The organism is Cryobacterium sp. TMT1-3 (assembly GCF_004402315.1).
Classification (GTDB): Bacteria; Actinomycetota; Actinomycetes; order Actinomycetales; family Microbacteriaceae; genus Cryobacterium; species Cryobacterium luteum.
The window spans coordinates 78,952-93,949 of the sequence record NZ_SOFW01000035.1; the positions used below are offsets into that span (position 1 = coordinate 78,952).

Annotated in this window: 16 protein-coding genes and 1 pseudogene; 9 read left to right on the top strand and 8 right to left on the bottom strand. The window is 65.0% G+C overall.

Annotated features, from left to right (window positions below; translation table 11 throughout):
* Window positions 1–69 precede the first annotated feature (69 nt).
* Window positions 70–387 carry a DUF2087 domain-containing protein gene (locus E3O25_RS17935; RefSeq protein ID WP_092110343.1) on the bottom strand — a complete coding sequence of 106 codons (318 nt, stop codon included), beginning with the start codon at window positions 385–387 and terminating at the stop codon, window positions 70–72.
* On the opposite strand from E3O25_RS17935, the gene bla reads away from it, so the two are divergent.
* Complete coding sequence (gene bla / locus E3O25_RS12035; RefSeq protein ID WP_166806019.1) at window positions 387–1,316, top strand: class A beta-lactamase; 930 nt, start codon at window positions 387–389, stop codon at window positions 1,314–1,316. The two genes, E3O25_RS17935 and bla, sit on opposite strands and share 1 nt — an antisense overlap.
* Window positions 1,317–1,531: 215 nt before the next feature.
* Here bla and E3O25_RS17940 read toward each other — a convergent pair whose 3' ends face one another.
* A complete protein-coding gene (locus E3O25_RS17940) occupies window positions 1,532–1,681 on the bottom strand; it encodes a hypothetical protein (protein ID WP_338419461.1) in 150 nt (49 codons plus the stop codon).
* Window positions 1,621–1,956, bottom strand: a complete 336-nt coding sequence (locus E3O25_RS17530; protein ID WP_092110337.1) for a hypothetical protein — start codon at window positions 1,954–1,956, stop codon at window positions 1,621–1,623. Before E3O25_RS17530 ends, E3O25_RS17940 begins: the two co-directional genes overlap by 61 nt.
* Window positions 1,957–1,958: 2 nt before the next feature.
* On the opposite strand from E3O25_RS17530, the gene E3O25_RS12045 reads away from it, so the two are divergent.
* The gene (locus E3O25_RS12045) at window positions 1,959–2,252 is read left to right on the top strand and encodes a flavin reductase family protein (protein WP_134361249.1); all 294 of its coding nucleotides are present in this window, start codon (window positions 1,959–1,961) and stop codon (window positions 2,250–2,252) included.
* A 96-nt stretch (window positions 2,253–2,348) separates the two neighbouring features.
* Window positions 2,349–3,188 (top strand): endonuclease/exonuclease/phosphatase family protein, encoded by an 840-nt coding sequence (locus tag E3O25_RS12050; RefSeq protein WP_134361250.1) that lies wholly within the window; start codon window positions 2,349–2,351, stop codon window positions 3,186–3,188.
* A 56-nt stretch (window positions 3,189–3,244) separates the two neighbouring features.
* Here the strand turns inward: E3O25_RS12050 and E3O25_RS12055 are convergent, their stop codons facing one another.
* The 5 genes and pseudogenes from E3O25_RS12055 to E3O25_RS12075 form a co-directional block, all read right to left on the bottom strand.
* Window positions 3,245–5,023 (bottom strand): ATP-binding protein, encoded by a 1,779-nt coding sequence (locus E3O25_RS12055; RefSeq protein WP_134361251.1) that lies wholly within the window; start codon window positions 5,021–5,023, stop codon window positions 3,245–3,247.
* Between the two features lie 102 nt (window positions 5,024–5,125).
* Window positions 5,126–5,515 (bottom strand): annotated as a pseudogene (locus tag E3O25_RS12060) (4-coumarate--CoA ligase family protein); the annotation flags it as partial.
* An 8-nt stretch (window positions 5,516–5,523) separates the two neighbouring features.
* Window positions 5,524–5,925 (bottom strand): hypothetical protein, encoded by a 402-nt coding sequence (locus tag E3O25_RS12065; RefSeq protein ID WP_092110329.1) that lies wholly within the window; start codon window positions 5,923–5,925, stop codon window positions 5,524–5,526.
* A 98-nt stretch (window positions 5,926–6,023) separates the two neighbouring features.
* Window positions 6,024–7,766 carry an alpha/beta hydrolase gene (locus E3O25_RS12070; RefSeq protein WP_134361253.1) on the bottom strand — a complete coding sequence of 581 codons (1,743 nt, stop codon included), beginning with the start codon at window positions 7,764–7,766 and terminating at the stop codon, window positions 6,024–6,026.
* Entirely contained in the window at window positions 7,760–8,122 is a 363-nt protein-coding gene (locus E3O25_RS12075; RefSeq protein ID WP_134361254.1) for a hypothetical protein, read from the bottom strand. Before E3O25_RS12075 ends, E3O25_RS12070 begins: the two co-directional genes overlap by 7 nt.
* 186 nt (window positions 8,123–8,308) lie before the next feature.
* On the opposite strand from E3O25_RS12075, the gene E3O25_RS12080 reads away from it, so the two are divergent.
* The 6 genes from E3O25_RS12080 to E3O25_RS12105 are packed head-to-tail and all read left to right on the top strand — an operon-like array spanning window position 8,309 to window position 14,983.
* On the top strand, window positions 8,309–9,262 hold the full coding sequence (locus E3O25_RS12080) for a phosphate/phosphite/phosphonate ABC transporter substrate-binding protein (RefSeq protein WP_241988577.1): 954 nt from the start codon (window positions 8,309–8,311) through the stop codon (window positions 9,260–9,262).
* Complete coding sequence (phnC, locus tag E3O25_RS12085) at window positions 9,259–10,194, top strand: phosphonate ABC transporter ATP-binding protein (RefSeq protein WP_092110480.1); 936 nt, start codon at window positions 9,259–9,261, stop codon at window positions 10,192–10,194. Before E3O25_RS12080 ends, phnC begins: the two co-directional genes overlap by 4 nt.
* Window positions 10,191–11,885, top strand: coding sequence for an ABC transporter permease (locus tag E3O25_RS12090; RefSeq protein WP_092110321.1), 1,695 nt, complete (start codon window positions 10,191–10,193; stop codon window positions 11,883–11,885). The genes phnC and E3O25_RS12090 overlap by 4 nt, the downstream gene beginning before the upstream one ends.
* Entirely contained in the window at window positions 11,882–13,027 is a 1,146-nt protein-coding gene (locus tag E3O25_RS12095) for a TIGR03364 family FAD-dependent oxidoreductase (protein ID WP_241988578.1), read from the top strand. The genes E3O25_RS12090 and E3O25_RS12095 overlap by 4 nt, the downstream gene beginning before the upstream one ends.
* A gap of 10 nt (window positions 13,028–13,037) precedes the next feature.
* Window positions 13,038–13,784, top strand: a complete 747-nt coding sequence (locus tag E3O25_RS12100; protein WP_092110319.1) for a phosphonatase-like hydrolase — start codon at window positions 13,038–13,040, stop codon at window positions 13,782–13,784.
* Window positions 13,785–13,786: 2 nt separating this feature from the next.
* Window positions 13,787–14,983: an alcohol dehydrogenase catalytic domain-containing protein gene (locus E3O25_RS12105; protein ID WP_241988579.1), complete on the top strand. Its 1,197-nt coding sequence runs from the start codon at window positions 13,787–13,789 to the stop codon at window positions 14,981–14,983.
* Window positions 14,984–14,998 lie beyond the last annotated feature (15 nt).

The following is a 14,998-nucleotide window of genomic DNA, read 5'->3' on the forward strand; positions in this document are numbered from 1 at the left end:
CGGATGCTTGACCCGGCAAGTCTACCGGTCCCCTCACCCCTGCCCGCAGGCAGCAAACTGGCGTGGGCATCAAGCAGTTGGCGCCGTGGAGCAGTAGCCGCGCGGCAAACCGTGGATTATTGCCGAAAAGTCGTCGGAGGTAGTCCGCGACCCATATCGCTTCTCGACTTGGTATACCGCGCCATCCGGTGTGCGTGCGAGCATTCCCGCATCGACGAGGTACCGACCTAGAGTCACGACGTCGTCGACGACCAGCGCGAGACGGTCGCTCACCTCGCGCTCCGACATCCGCTTCCCGACGGGCAGAGCCGCGGTGACCCACTCCAGCAGCCACTTTGCACATTTGCGATTAGTCGGGCCCTTTAATGCTTGGACATGAGAGGGCAATGCCCCGCATAGTGGTCTACGTGTCCTCTACTCGAACGTTCGGTCATTCTTCTCGACGATCTTTTTTGGTGGCTGGCGCGGCGGCGGTCGCCCTTGCCGGGTGCACCACACCGAGCCCTGCACTCACCTCGGTGATTTCAAACTTTGGGCGGAGTGTCCGTCAGCTCGAGTCGACATCGGGGGTGATGATTGCCGTGAGTGCAAAGAACGTGCGTTCCGGACGTCAAATCAACCATCGTGCAACCGAGCCTGTGCCGATGTGCTCACTTTTTAAAGTGCTAGCAGTCGCAAATCTGCTCCGCCTACGCGGATATGAAGACCAGTACTGGAACACACCAATTTCTTTCACTGCCGCTGACCTCGTCGTGAATTCACCGGTCGCCACCGCTTCAACGTCGATGTCGATGACGCCGAATCAAATGGCGGACGCCGCCCTCCGATTCTCCGACAACACAGCAGGCAACCTTCTTCTCCGTGAGCTCGGCGGACCAGCAACAATCACGGAGTTTGCTCAAGCACTCGGCGCAAAGCGAACGCGGCTGGAACGCATAGAGCCTGAACTCAACGAAGGACTTCCCGGAGACGTTCGCGATACCACTACCGCCGAAGACATGGTCGCGATCATGAAAGCTCTCCTCATCGACGGCGATGCCGGCCAACTCGCACGTAGCCGTCTCCAGGATTTAATGCTGCGCAACACCACATCAGGTAAACGAGCTCGTGCGGGCCTGTCCGAGCCGTTCGAGCTCGCAGACAAAACCGGCGCAGGCGATTACGGAATCGTCAACGATGCCGGAGTGCTTTGGCAGGGGCAGCGACAAACAATTGCCATGTGCATTCTCACCCGAACAGAAATAGCCAGCGCCCCGAACAGTAATGACGTCATCGCTGATGCAACCCGCCTTATTGTCTCGGAGCTCGCGGCCTGAGAAAAGTTGGTTGCCTCCGGAAAGAGCGTTCGTTAGATCCGTATGGAAACGCGTCGCGCCAGGGGTCTCGTTTGTAGCCGATAAGAGCTCCAGTGCTACGGCATCGGTTGAGTCGGCTTCGGCAGCGTGCGTCATCATTCGGTGTCCGCTGGCACCGGGAGGTGGAGGACCTCGAAGCTGAGATCGAAATTCCTAGTCTCGGGGGTGGAAGCGCTTTACACCGCTGACGCATTGTCGTAGGGGTGCTTCGTCCACATCGCAGCGAAGTCGGGGCCCTTGAGCGTGAGCTCGCCGATGAGCTGGGTCAGCTCGGCGTCGTCCTGGTGCTGTGCGGCGATGAACCGCAAAGAGGCATGTCGAGCCACGAAGCAATGGCGGCTCCGGTCGTGCTGGAGACGGCAATGAGGCGCCAGGCCATGGTGCCTGTGGCGACGAAAATGATCGCGGCGGGGGCGTTGAGAATTAATGTGCCGAGTGCGACCCCACTGAGCACAAGTATCACGTTGACGACGAACCAGCCTGCAGTGGCCGCCGGATCAATAGTCCAGTCGGCGGTGATACCCCGAGCGGCGGCGACGGCTCCGGTAATGACGAAGGCGACCCCGACGAGTACGGCGCAGGTCAGCGCAGTCGCGATCACAGGTGGGAAGAGTTTCGGCCGATCAGCATCTGGTGTCGCGCCAATTCGCCACCCCGGCGGCCGACAAATTTGCGGGACTCAAGGTGACCGAGGACGAAGCCGGCGTGCCGGAAATCGAGGGACTCCTCGCCCGATTCTCGTGCCGGACCGTGTCGCGCAATCAGGAGGGAGACCACACGATTTTCATCGGCCAGGTGCAAACCTATAAGAAGCTCGACGGCGACCCATTGTTGTTCTTCTCCGGCGGGTACCGGCTCTCCCAAGAGCACCCGGCCGTGCCCAGCCGGCGACAGTAGGCGGCAGTGGCGGCGTGCCAGGGACGGATTTCCCAAACGGTAGGTGGCGCGGTGGCCGAGCACGACGTCGTCGCACCGTCCACATAGGCTGGTTCCATGACAGACAGCGCACTTATCGGGCCCGTCACCGCACCTGATCTGCATGTCATGAGTTTCAACATCCGTCGACGCCTACCGCACCTCAACCCGCGCAGCCCCGATCGGTGGGTGCACCGCCGGTCGCTGCTGAAACGGCTGCTCGCGGCGGAACAGCCCGCGCTGCTCGGCGTGCAAGAAGCACTGTTCGACCAGGCGAACTTCGTGCGTCACGCCCTCGGCGATCGCTACCGCTCGATCGGACATGGCCGGGAAACCAACACGGGCGGGGAAGGCTGCCCGATCGTCTACGATTCCCGTCGAGTGCGCCTGCTCGACTGGGAGCAGACGGCGCTCTCGGACACACCCTTGCGGCCGGGCTCCACCTCGTGGGGCAACCGCACTCCGCGCGTCGTCGTTGACGCGGTCTTTCACGACGTGGCCACCGGCATCGACTTCCGGGCCGTGAACACCCACCTCGATAACCGTTCCCGCACCTCGCGGGTGCGATCCGCCGATGTACTGCTACGAATCGTGACTGCATCACTGCTGCCTACTGTCGTGACCGGCGATTTCAACACGGATGCGACGACCTCCCCCTACGACCGACTCACTGGCCAGGGTCTGCTGCTGGACACCTGGGACACAGCCCAAGAACGCCTCACCGAGGGGTGGGGAACGTTCCTGGACTACCGTCCGCCGCGCGAGAATCACAAACGCATCGACTGGATCCTCGTCACGCCGCGCGTCACCGTGCTCAAGGCCGCCATAAACGTCACGCGCTATGAGGGCGGATGGCCGTCGGACCATGCCGCGATCCAGACCGTCGTGAGTCTCGGGGCACCACCCCCGCATCTATAGATGCGACCCAGTACTGACCTGTGTTGCGGGAACTGCCGAACTTGGTGGATTGAATTTTACTCGCCGGGTGGCCGTCGATAGCGCCGATTGCGGCTCTGTGGTGGAGCAGTCGGAACCAGGGCACCCTGTTCGATGAGTACTCGCAAGCGAGGGCGCAGGGAGTTTGTGCTGCTTTGTGTAATTGTCACCAGCTCGTTGATGCTGAGTTCATCATTTTGCCCGATGACCTTCAGAATCCTCTCATCGAGACTACCTTCAGGGTGTTGGGTCGGTGGCACCACAACGTCCGAGAACAGGGTGTTTTCGTTCAACTCGGCATCGAGGAGTCCTGGGCCCGGGCGGTAGGCGCCGCCAGGTTGCGATGGGAATCGAAGCCAGCCGTCGGCCACGAGTGCTCGCAAAATCAGTCGCGCGTCGGTGGAATCCATGCCAAATTGGGCCCGTAAAAGTTGATCTTCGACGTCGTAGCCCCGATGCACCAGAACCAGAGTTCGCTGCGCATCGGGATCCAGCGACGCTGCCCCGATGCCCGACAGCCAGGAGGACATCTCCGGTGTGAGCAATCCATGCCGGTCGAGGGTGACGGTCATGCTGGTGGACGTAGCGGTGAAACGCGGAGCGGGGAGTCCCATTCCACCCAGCACACCAGCCATCCGCAAGATTCCCGACCCAGCGTTTTCACAGACGGTTTCGTCTCTGTCGGGGAAGGGGACTTCTGTGAGCAAACTCGCGAGCACTTGATTGCGAGAGCGAGAGCTGCCGTCGAAAAGATCTACAACCCTGCGACCGCCCCAGATGCCACCCGGGCTCCAGACTTCCAGCCGGTCCGGGTAAATCTCCACTCGCACTTGGTCGCCAAGCGCGAAGTCGCTGTAGTCGCGATGGGTGAGGGCATTGGCAATGGCCTCGCGCACGGCGTCCACCGGGATTTCTGGTTCATCCGCAGCTCCGGCACCACGGGAAACGCGCCGCACCTTGAGATTGCTCAGGACCGCACGAACGGCATCGTCGACCATCACGGGGATCGGACCCTCAACGACCTGTCGGTCGAGCATCCGAATGTCGCCGACGACATCGGCTTTAGTGCGTCCCGGGTAGGCCGCAAATGTGATCATCAGCTGAGGGAAGTACTGCTGGGGGTAGCGCCCCAGCGTCAGGAGCCCCGCGCGCGTCAGAACTCCGCCGGTACCGATGACATTGTGCCGCTGCAGAATATCCGCTGTTGCCGTCAGATCCGCGATCGATCGCGCGCGCGTTCTTCTCAGCCGTGCAATGAATTTATCGACGAGGGCGGGGTCCAAGTCCGTGATCGTCGAGCCGGCAACGAGTGCGCTGTCGTCACGAGGTTGACCGCGGTCCGAGGTCAGGAGAAATATTGCGTAGGTACTCATGCGCCGATCACCATCACCCACCCGCTCGTAGGTGCCAGCCTCGACGCCTTGATTCGTGACGTATGACGGCTTGCTTTCCGGGGGGAGCTCGGCAACGTCGACGATCACGACCTGGGCGCCGTCGACGTCGACTATGTCGATCGCGCCGACGGGGCGTGGACTGATGGGGCCAGCTGGTTCGAAAGGGCCGCGCGGCCGAAATGCATCGGAGATTGAATCACGGATGCGGGCTGCATCAAACCCCTCGGCTGGGTTGAAGCCATTTTCTTCGGAGAGACCGAGAATGATGAGCCCGCCACCATGGTTGCTGAAGGCGCTGACTGTGGGCCAGAGACTCTTGGGCAACTCGCGGACGGCAGCTTTCACCTCGATCTGTCTCAGATCCGTTCCAGCGCGTCGAATGCTGCTGATGACTTCTCTGAGCGATCCCTGACTAGTCTTCACTGCGCCCTCACTTTATCCTCACTGTAGTCTCACTATAGCTATCAGTGAGAAAATGAGTCAGGCCAAAGTGAGCAACTGTGCGGCGTCGTATGGTATTCGGCGCTACTGGGCGGCGGCACGTTCCCGCGCGCGCAGGTCCTTGCGCAGGATCTTGCCCGACGCTGACTTGAGGATCGCGTCGATGAACTCGACCGCGCGCACCTTTTTGTGCGGGGCGACCCGCTCGGTCACGTACGCCATGACCTCCTCGGCAGTGACGGCCGACTCGGCCACGACGACGACGTAGGCTTTGGGAAATTCCTGGCCGTCGGCATCCGCTACCCCGATCACCGCCGCATCCGCGATCTGCGGATGGGTCAGCAGCAGGGCCTCGAGCTCGGCCGGCGCGATCTGGTACCCCTTGTATTTGATCAGTTCCTTGCTGCGATCGACGATGGTCACCTCGCCGATGTCGCTGACCGTGGCGATATCGCCGGTGTGCAGAAACCCGTCGGTCCCAGTCAGCCCCGGTTCAACTCGTCTATGATCGCGCCCAGATCGCCCTGCACGCAGTCGCTGTAGGCGCTGATGTTCATGGCGTTCGTGTTTGCGCCGAAGTCAGCGCCGCCGCCGCGTTCATTCTGCGCCCCAACGATGTAACCCAGCTCCTCTTGGAATGAAGTGGTTACCGTATATCCGGCCTCCTCGAAGATTGCGGCGGCGGTGGCGCTCGCTTTCTCAGCGGCCGGCAGGTCGGCCGGGACTGGCCCGAACCGCAGGGCGCTCCACCGGATGCCTTCACCGCCGGCGAGGTCACAACTGAGGGGGCCCGTCATGTCCTCGGCTCGCCATTCGCCACCCAGCTCGGTCTGCAGGGACTCCATGAGGCTCATGAGGCTTGATTTTGCTTCGTCGGGGGTCATTTTCGCTCCTGATTGGGCACAGCCCGCTGTCGAGAGGGCAAGAAGCAGGCCAGCCGCAACGAGTCGTCGCCGGCGGCGTGAAAGTTTCATTGTGCTGGTCATCCTTTCGTCACGAGGTCGCCACGTCCCAGGCCGATTAGGACCAGATTGCGCAGGGACTCACTACCTTCCGTGAGGTATTCGGTGTGTCCCGAGATCGGAACGAAGGCTTGACCTGTCACCGGGTCGATGGAATCGCCATCTGAGCCGAAGTCAACGGCACCGAAGCGGTCAGAATCCGGGTCGCCGCGGCCGCTGATGAGCCGACCGAATGCGGCGAGACCGTCCGGGCTGGTGGTCGAGACATAGACCTGCTCCCGGTCGACTTCGAGTTGCTCGACCGATCGTACGCCCTCCGAGCCGGCGGAACCGTACATCGCCAGTGCGTCCACTCCCAATGGCTGTTGCAGGGCGATCAATGCGGTCGTTGTTCCGTATGAGTGCGCGTGCACGCTCAGAAACGGGTCGGTTCCGCGGGCGTCGGTCACGGCGCCAAAGCCGCCCAGTGCCTGCTCGAGCTTGGCCGCTCCCAGAGTGGCACTTTCCGCGTGGCGCACTGAGAGCAGATCGGGGGAGTCGTAGCCGATCCAGGCGACGGTAGCGATTTCACCGTCGATGCCGAGGGCGTCGGCCCAAATCATTTCGGCCTGGTACAAAGCCGCAGCATCGGCAACAGCGTCGGTCATCTTGTCGGTGCCGGAGAACATACCTGACACCTGATAGTTGACGTGCGCCGCGCGGTCCAGATCACCGACTGTGATCGCGGCGAGGGGCCGATCGCCAAGCTCGAGGCTTGCCAGCAAACGTGGGGGGATCTGCTCGTTGGGGCCCAGAGCATCGACAATATTCTCCAGCGCTTCCAGCCGGGGATTGTACATCGCCAATCGCTTGCGCTCGATCTCGATGGCCTCCGTGAGACGAAGGCGGTTCGCTTTGTCCCGACCCCAATAGGCGACACCCTCGAGCGAGCCGACCAGTGACGGCACGGCTGCGATGAGCGCCAGTTGGCCGTCAGAGGCGCTTTCAGCACTCGACCCCAGTGCATGCCACCACGCGGCCACCTCCCCGGCATCCGGTGGCATGTCATCCATGGCTTCGAGAAATTCAGGGTGAGACGCAAGCCACCGTGTGACCTGTGCCGAGGTCAATGTGCCCAGATACGTCAGCGAGTTCAAGGCCCGGTCCGAGGTGCTGGACGCGAAGAGGTCGGTCTGTGAATGCCAGATCGGCATTCCGGTGGCCGGCACGATGCCGAGTTGGCCGAGAGAGCCGGGCGATGGCAATCCGTGCCCGGTGCCGCCCGTGATCGTGCCGAGCGCGAGAATGCAGGCGTCTTCGGCATAGCCGAAGCGGTCGGACAGGTCGGCGACACGCCCCTTCAGGTCCCAGGCCATCGTTTCAACGCTTGCGTCCGAGTAAAACGACGGATAGTCCGGATCCTGTGCCTCCACGGCGACAGCAATCATGCGCAGCGCCGAGATCTCATTGTCGAGCTCGTCACGCTGCGCTTTCAGCAGGGCGACGGCAATGGCGAAAGTCCCCAAAGCGCTTGCGGCAGAGCGCATCGCCTGGGAGTAGTCCTCGGCGACCTCGACCCCCGGTGTGAACGCGGAATAGATGCGGTCCGTTCCGTTCACCGTGAAAACTCCGCTGAGCCCCGACCAGTGTGAGTCCATGTCGCCGGCACGGTCGTTGAAGTCGCGAGCGCTCCGGGACAGCCAATCGGCCGCCTCCTCCAGCCCCGTGGCATCAATGTCGAGTTCGGGCAGGTCGCTCGAATGCGGCAGACGAACGTTCACCATGCGCGTCGCCGGCCAAAGCGCTCGGCTGAAAACGCGCTCGATGGGTCGATGCTTCGTGGCGGGCTCTCACTCATCTCTTCATCGCCGAAGACCACGGCCTCAACCGAAGTGATGAGTGCGGCCGATGCCGACGAGAACGAAAACGCCACCCGCATCGGAGCGGACTCGCGCTCCTCGAGAAACGATGACAGCGCCCGCGACACCGCCGAAGAACCGTGTACCGCCCCCAACGCCAGCACGCCGGCCTGGCCTACAAACGAAGCGGCGTTACACATCTCGGGGCCGTCGGCGTCGACGTCGGTCAGAAGAGTGCGCGTGCCATCGACATCCACGCTCCACGTGCTGCCAGTTGCCACGCTCTGCCCCCCGACGTCTCCCCGGGTGTTCCATCAGGGACCCCGGTTCAGCCAGCTTACGTGGTCACCTCTGCAGAAACAGTGGCCATGACGCGTTCACCTGCCCGTTACCCGGGGCGCCCATGCCGTTCGGGCGACCTGCTTAACGTGAGTGAACGTAATGCCCCCGACCCAGGAAGGTTTCACGTGGCAATCCACAGCGCTCTTTCACGTACCACTTCTCCCGCAGCGAAAGCCGCCTTCGCCGCCGGCGCCGCCGTTCTGCTCACCCTGAGCCTGGCCTCCTGCTCGGCCGACACGGCCGATGCGACCGGCAATGACACCACCGGCGTGAGCTACGCCGCCGATGAGAACACCCTCGTCTTCGGGGTGGTGCCCGACTCCGTCGACACGCAGACCAACTACCAGCCGCTGATGGACTACATCGAGCAGGAGACGGGCAAGACCGTCGAGTACCACGAGTCGACGGACTACGCCGCCCTGATCGAAGCCGCGATCGCCGGCAAGATCGACGTGGCGTCGTTCTCCGGCTTCACTTACATCACCGCGACCAACAACGGCGCGGCGATCACCCCGATCTCGTCGATCGTGACGAAGGAGGGCGAGGTGCCCGGGTATTACTCCCAGGCGATCGTTCCGGCCGACAGCGACATCACCTCGCTCGAGGAGTTCGCCGGTAAGAAGGTCTGCTTCGTCGACCCGTCATCGACCAGCGGCTATCTGTTTCCCTCCTACAACCTTCTCGAAGCCGGCGTCGACCCGGTCGCCGATGTCACCCCGGTGTTCGCGGGCAAGCACGACGTGAGCGTGCAGAAGGTGGGCGAGGGCAAGGAGTGCGAGGTCGGCTTCGCCGAAGACAGCGAGGTCGCCAAGAGTGACAAGGTCAAGGTGATCGGCGAGACCATGGTTCCCGGGGCCCCGATCGTCGTCTCGGACACCCTTCCCGACGAGTTGAAGACCACACTGACCGAGATCCTCGCCGAGGTCACCATCGACGACATCATCGCCGCCGGCATCGAAAGCGCTGACACCCAGGCTTTCCGCGACACATTCTTCGCGACCGAGCCCGTCGACGACGCGTACTACAACACCATTCGCGACATCTGCGTGAAGACGTCGGCTTCGCAGTGCCAGGGCTGACCAAGCCGTTACAACCCCCGACCGGTTCCGCCCTCGCGGCGGAACCGGTGATCACTGTGCGCGGTGTGACGAAAACCTTCGGGGAGACCACGGCCCTGAAGAATGCATCGCTCACCGTCGCCCGCGGCGAGATCGTGGTGTTGCTCGGGCTGTCGGGTTCGGGCAAATCGACCCTACTGCGCCACCTCGACGGCCTGGACCGGCCCGATACCGGCACGGTGACCGTGCTGGGTGCGACGGTCTCGCGTTTGACGGGCCGGCCGCTCCGCGCCTTGCGCGGTCGGGTCGGCTTCGTCTTTCAGCAGTTTGAACTGGTCGGGCCGCTGACAGTTCTCGAGAACGTGCTGACCGGGGCCCTGTTTCGGGTGCGCGGCCCGCGGCTGGGCCTCTGGGGCTACCGCCGCGAACTCAAGCTGGCCGCCTTGGGCCACCTCGAGCGTGTCGGTCTGCTGGCGCATGCCTACCAGCGCGCCGACACCCTCTCCGGCGGGCAGCAGCAACGGGTGGGCATTGCCCGGGCGCTCATGCAGAACCCCGATATTCTGCTCGCCGACGAACCGGTCGCGTCACTCGACCCGGAATCCAGCGCTCAGGTCATGGCGCTCATTCGGGAGATCGCGATCGACAGCGACCTCACCGTGGTGTGCAGCCTGCACCAGGTAGACCTGGCGCTGTCATGGGGCGACCGCATCGTCGGCCTGCGGCACGGCGAAGTCGTGCTCGACACTTCCACTCAGGGCCTCTCCAAGCAGAACGTGATGGAGATCTACGGCCGGGTCACGACGTCGACCGGTGAGCTCGATGCGATCGAAACCGAAATCGGCACCGTGGAACAGAACGAACCGGAGGAGCCCGTTGAGCCCGATGAGCCCGATGAGCAGGACGAGCTCGACCTGCAGACGTTTGCTTCGGCGCGGGACAACCGCCGATGACCCTCACCCTCGATCGTCGCCGGCCCGGCCAAGCGGATGCCGAAGCCCCGGCCCAGCGCGCCCCGCGGTATCGCGCCCAGCCGGAGAAGATCGCGGCCGGGCTGACCCTGCTGGCGCTGGTCGTAGCATCCGTTCTCTCGCTGATCAGCGTGGATATCTCGCTGCCGCGGATGACAGCGAGCTGGGAAAATGCCGCCCGCTTCTTCGACCGGGTGGGCGTCATCAGCTTTCCCGCGCCGGGCGAGCTGCTCTACCTGACCGCCCTCACGGTGGGTCTCGTGCTGCTCGGCACCCTGTTCGCCGCGTTCTTCTCGGTGCCGCTGGCCTGGCTGGCCGCCGCTAATACCTCCCCTGGCCGGGGCTGGATGGGCCTGGCTCGTTTTCTCGGTGTACTGGCCCGCTCGGTGCCCGATGTCGTGCTCGCGATGGTGTTCGTGCTGATGTTCTCGCTGGGCACGCTGCCGGGAATCCTGGCCATCGGCATCCACTCGATCGGCATGATCAGCAAGATGTTCGCCGATGCGATCGAGCAGATCGACGAAGGTCCCCGGCTGGCCATTCGTGCCGCCGGCGGCAGCCGCTCGCAGGAGTTCTTCGCCGGAGTGCTGCCGCAGGTGCTTCCCTCCTGGGTCGCCACCGTGCTGCACCGCAACGACATCAATCTGCGCGGCTCGGTCATCCTCGGCTACGTCGGCGTGGCAGGCCTGGGCCTGGAGATGTCGTACGCTTTCAAATCGCTCAATTACTCGCTCGGGCTCGGCATCGCCCTGGTCATTTTCGCGCTGTGCGTGGTGATGGAGATCGTGTCGAGCGCCGTGCGGGTCGTTATGCTTGGCCAGGCGCCGACCGGCCGAGGGCTCGGTGACCGGCTGCTGCGGCGACTCGGCGTCACCGGTGTGACAGCGGATGCCTCGCACCGACCGTGGACCTACGCCCGGGTGCGGAACGCCGTGTGGGGAATGCTCTTCGTGCTGATCGTCGTCGGCAGCGTCTGGATCTGCGACATCAACTGGGGCGACTTTCTCACGGTCTGGTCGTACCTGCCCGAGACCGCCGCGAAGTTCTGGCCGCCGAGTTTCGGCAGCTACACCGCACCCGTCATGCTCGCCGCGATGGGCGAGACGATCGCGATCGCCCTCGCCGCGACCATCCTCACGATTGTCGCCTCGATCGTGGTCGGGTCGCTCGCCGCACGCAACGTGGCACCGTCGAGGCGGGTGCGCAGCGGGATGCGACTGGTCCTCGTCGCCATTCGCGGCATCCCCGAAATCATCCTGGCCATCGTGCTCATCGTCGTGACCGGCCTCGGTGCCCAGGCCGGCACCATCGCCCTCGCGATCGGCGGCATCGGCTTGCTCGGCAAGCTCCTCGCCGACTCGCTCGAAGAGGTCAAGCCCGGTCCGGAACAGGCGCTGACCGCTGCGGGCGCGACCCGCCTGCAGGTCTATGCCGGGGCGACCGTGCCGCAGGGTATGAAAGCACTCGTCGGCCACAGCTTCTACATGCTCGACACCAATATTCGGGCGGCGACCATTCTGGGACTGGTCGGTGGCGGCGGAGTCGGCTACTACCTGCTGAACGCCGGCCAGGGGTCACGCTATGACCTGGTCACCACCATCGTGTTGATGATCCTCGTCTCGGTGCTGTTGGTTGAGGGCCTCGCTGTGTGGATGCGCCGGGTGTTCCGGTGACCGCCTTCGACGTGGTCGTCGTCGGCAGCGGCATCGTGGGCCTCGGGCACGCGCTCGCCGCGATCGACCGGGGCCTGTCCGTGGTCGTCGTGGACCGCGCGGCCGCCCTCCATGGGGCATCCGTTCGCAATTTCGGGCACCTGTGTTTCACCCCGCAGGGCGGACTGGCCCGAGAATTCGCCGCGCTGTCTCGCCCGATCTGGCTGCGACTGGCAGCGGATGCCGGCCTCTGGTTGCGCGAATCGGGCACGGTCGTCGTCGCCCGCCACGACGACGAACTGGCGGTGCTGCGCGAGCTGGCCGACGAGCGGGGCAACGCATCGGTCTTCGGCCCCGGCCTCCCCGATGTGCTGCTGCTGAACGCCGCCGAGGTCGAGGCGCGCCTGCCGCTGGCGCCAGACACGGCCGTCGGCGGGGCCCTGCTGCCCTGGGATCTCCAGGCCAATCCGCGCCAGGCCGGCACCGGCCTCGTTGCCTACCTGGCAGGCCGCGGCGTCGTTTTTCGCTACCGCACCGCGGTCACCGTGGTGCGCCCCGGCCGGGTCACGACCTCGCTCGGCGCGATCGACGCCGGAACGGTCATCGTGGCGGTCAACCACGACATTGACCAGTTGTACCCCGAGGTCGCGCTCCGCGACGGCATCCGCCGTTGCGGCCTCGACATGCTGCGGGTGGATGCGGGTCTGCGCGCGCCGCTGCCCGCGCCCGTTCTCACCGGCTGGTCGCTGCTGCGCTACGCAGCGTTTGCCGAGCTGCCGGCAGCCGTCCGGCTCGGCGAACGACTGCGGCGTGAGTACCCGGCGCTCGCCGAACTGGACCTCAACCAGATGTACACCCAGCTGCCCGACGGCTCCCTGATCGTGGGGGACACCCACTATCGCGGGGCGTCCGTCTCTCCATTCCAAAATGAGAATGCGTTCGAGCAGCTGCTGCAACTCACGGCCGAGCTCTTCGGCGTTCCGCGCCCGCGTGTACTCGAACGGTGGCAGGGCCTCTACGCCAGCGGCCGCGACGATTTTCTCATCGACGAACCCGAACCCGGCGTGCACCTCGTTGCGGCCACGACCGGAATCGGTATGACGACCGGTCTCGGCCTCGCCGAGCACGTCATGGCCTCTATCTGCGATCCCATCCCCCACTGAAAGGCACCTTATGAGCACCGCACCCCTTTCCCTCGATCTGGAGCTGGACGATTTCGACACCGAAGACGTCGATGTTGAACTCGTCGTCTTCGACATGGCCGGCACCACGGTGAGCGACGACGGCCTCGTTGAACGGGCCTTCGTGCTCGCCGCCGAGCGCAGCGGCCTGGCCGACACCGCAGACGAACTCGAAGAAGCCGTCGCGTTCGTGCGCGAGACCATGGGGCAGTCCAAGCTCGACGTCTTTCGCGAACTGACCGACTCCGAAGAAGCAGCCGTCGCAGCGACCGCCGCCTTCGAAACCGCCTACGGGGAACTCATCGAGCAGGTCGGCGTGACGGCGATCGACGGCGCCGCCGACCTGTTCCAGGAACTCCGGGACTCCGGAGTGAAGGTGGCCCTCGTCACCGGATTCTCCCGGTCAACGCAGAACACGCTCATCGATGCGCTCGGCTGGAGCGACCTCATTGACGTGAGCCTGTGCCCGGCCGAAGCCGGCCGTGGCCGCCCGTACCCCGACCTGCCACTGACCGCTCTGCTGCGCACCGGCGCGTCGAGCGTCGCGGCCATGGTCGTCGTCGGCGACACTGCAAGCGACGTCCTCTCCGGTCTGAACGCGGGCGCCGGCCTTGTCGTGGGAGTACTCACCGGCACGCACGACACCGAAACCCTCGAGGATGCCGGGGCCGACGTCGTCATCGCGAGCATCGCCGACCTGGCCGAACTGCTCGGCCTGCGTGAGGACACGATCGAGTAGTCATGCCCGAACACGATCCCGGCTTTCGGCACGCGACCATGCCAGCCCTCACCCGCGGCCGCGAGGTGGTTCTGCCGCGCGCCGCGGAGGCCATGGTCTGGTCGGGGGTCGGCCTGCCGCTGGACGCCGTGGCGGTGCCCGGCGTGTTGTTGGGCCGAGGAGATGTGCTGGTCGAGGTCGAACTGACCACGGTCTGCGGCTCCGACGTGCACACGGCCCTGGGCCACCGCCCGGCCGACCGGCCCCTCGTGCTCGGACACGAGCAGGTCGGGCACATCGTCGCCGTCGCCGAACAGTCATATGCCTCAAATGGAATGCCTCTGCGTGTGGGCCAGCGGGTGGTCTGGTCGGTCACGGTGAGCTGTGGCACCTGCCAGCGCTGTCGCCGCGGCGTGCCCCAGAAATGCCTCCAGCTGGCCAAGTACGGCCACGAACGGATGCGGCGGGGTTGGGAACTGAGCGGCGGCTTCGCCACCCACGTACAGGTGCGTGCCGGAACGGCGGTCGTGGTCGTCGACGAACAGGTTCCGGCGACGGTCCTGGCGCCCGCGTCCTGCGCGACGGCCACCGTTGTCGCGGCGCTGGGTGCGGCATCCGCCCTCGTGCCGCTCGCGGGCGCGACCGTGCTGGTGACCGGCGCCGGAATGCTCGGACTGACGGCCTGCGCGATGGCGACGGATGCCGGCGCTCTCGTCGTCGTCAGCGACCCGGATGCCGCCCGCCGGCAGCTTGCACTCGCCTTCGGGGCCGCGGCCGTCGCTGACCCGGGGGCGCCAACCGAGTCACCGACCGGGGTGGCGAGCGTGCTCACCGCGCTGCTGCAGGCCGGCGCTGCCGAGCCGACTGTCGCACTCGAACTGAGCGGCGCCCGGTCTGCCGTGCAGTGCGCCCTCGACCTGATCGGCGTCGGCGGGGTGGTCGTGCTCGTCGGCAGCGTCTCGCCGGGGGAGGCGGTGCCGCTCGACCCGGAGTCGATCGTGCGCCGCCTGGTCACCGTTCGCGGCGTGCACAACTACACGCCAGACGACCTGGCGCAGGCCGTGACGTATCTCAGTGGTGCCTGGCACCGGCATCCGTTTTCGGCGCTGGTCGGTGCGATCTTCGACCTCAGTCAAGCGGATGCCGCCCTCACGCTGGCCGCGACCGCCTGCCACCCCCGCGTGGGCCTAAGCCCGCAGCCGCCGGCGACCCTCGGCTGACCGTGCCACTCACCG

What these genes read in the sequence shown, in the direction of transcription:
- E3O25_RS12050 (WP_134361250.1), top strand. Translation starts at nt 2,349, where the DNA reads ATGACAGACAGCGCACTTATCGGGCCCGTCACCGCACCTGATCTGCAT.
- bla (WP_166806019.1), top strand. Translation starts at nt 387, where the DNA reads ATGCCCCGCATAGTGGTCTACGTGTCCTCTACTCGAACGTTCGGTCAT.
- E3O25_RS12090 (WP_092110321.1), top strand. Translation starts at nt 10,191, where the DNA reads ATGACCCTCACCCTCGATCGTCGCCGGCCCGGCCAAGCGGATGCCGAA.
- E3O25_RS12070 (WP_134361253.1), bottom strand. Translation starts at nt 7,766, where the DNA reads ATGGTGAACGTTCGTCTGCCGCATTCGAGCGACCTGCCCGAACTCGAC.
- E3O25_RS12100 (WP_092110319.1), top strand. Translation starts at nt 13,038, where the DNA reads ATGAGCACCGCACCCCTTTCCCTCGATCTGGAGCTGGACGATTTCGAC.
- E3O25_RS12065 (WP_092110329.1), bottom strand. Translation starts at nt 5,925, where the DNA reads ATGACCCCCGACGAAGCAAAATCAAGCCTCATGAGCCTCATGGAGTCC.
- E3O25_RS12105 (WP_241988579.1), top strand. Translation starts at nt 13,787, where the DNA reads ATGCCCGAACACGATCCCGGCTTTCGGCACGCGACCATGCCAGCCCTC.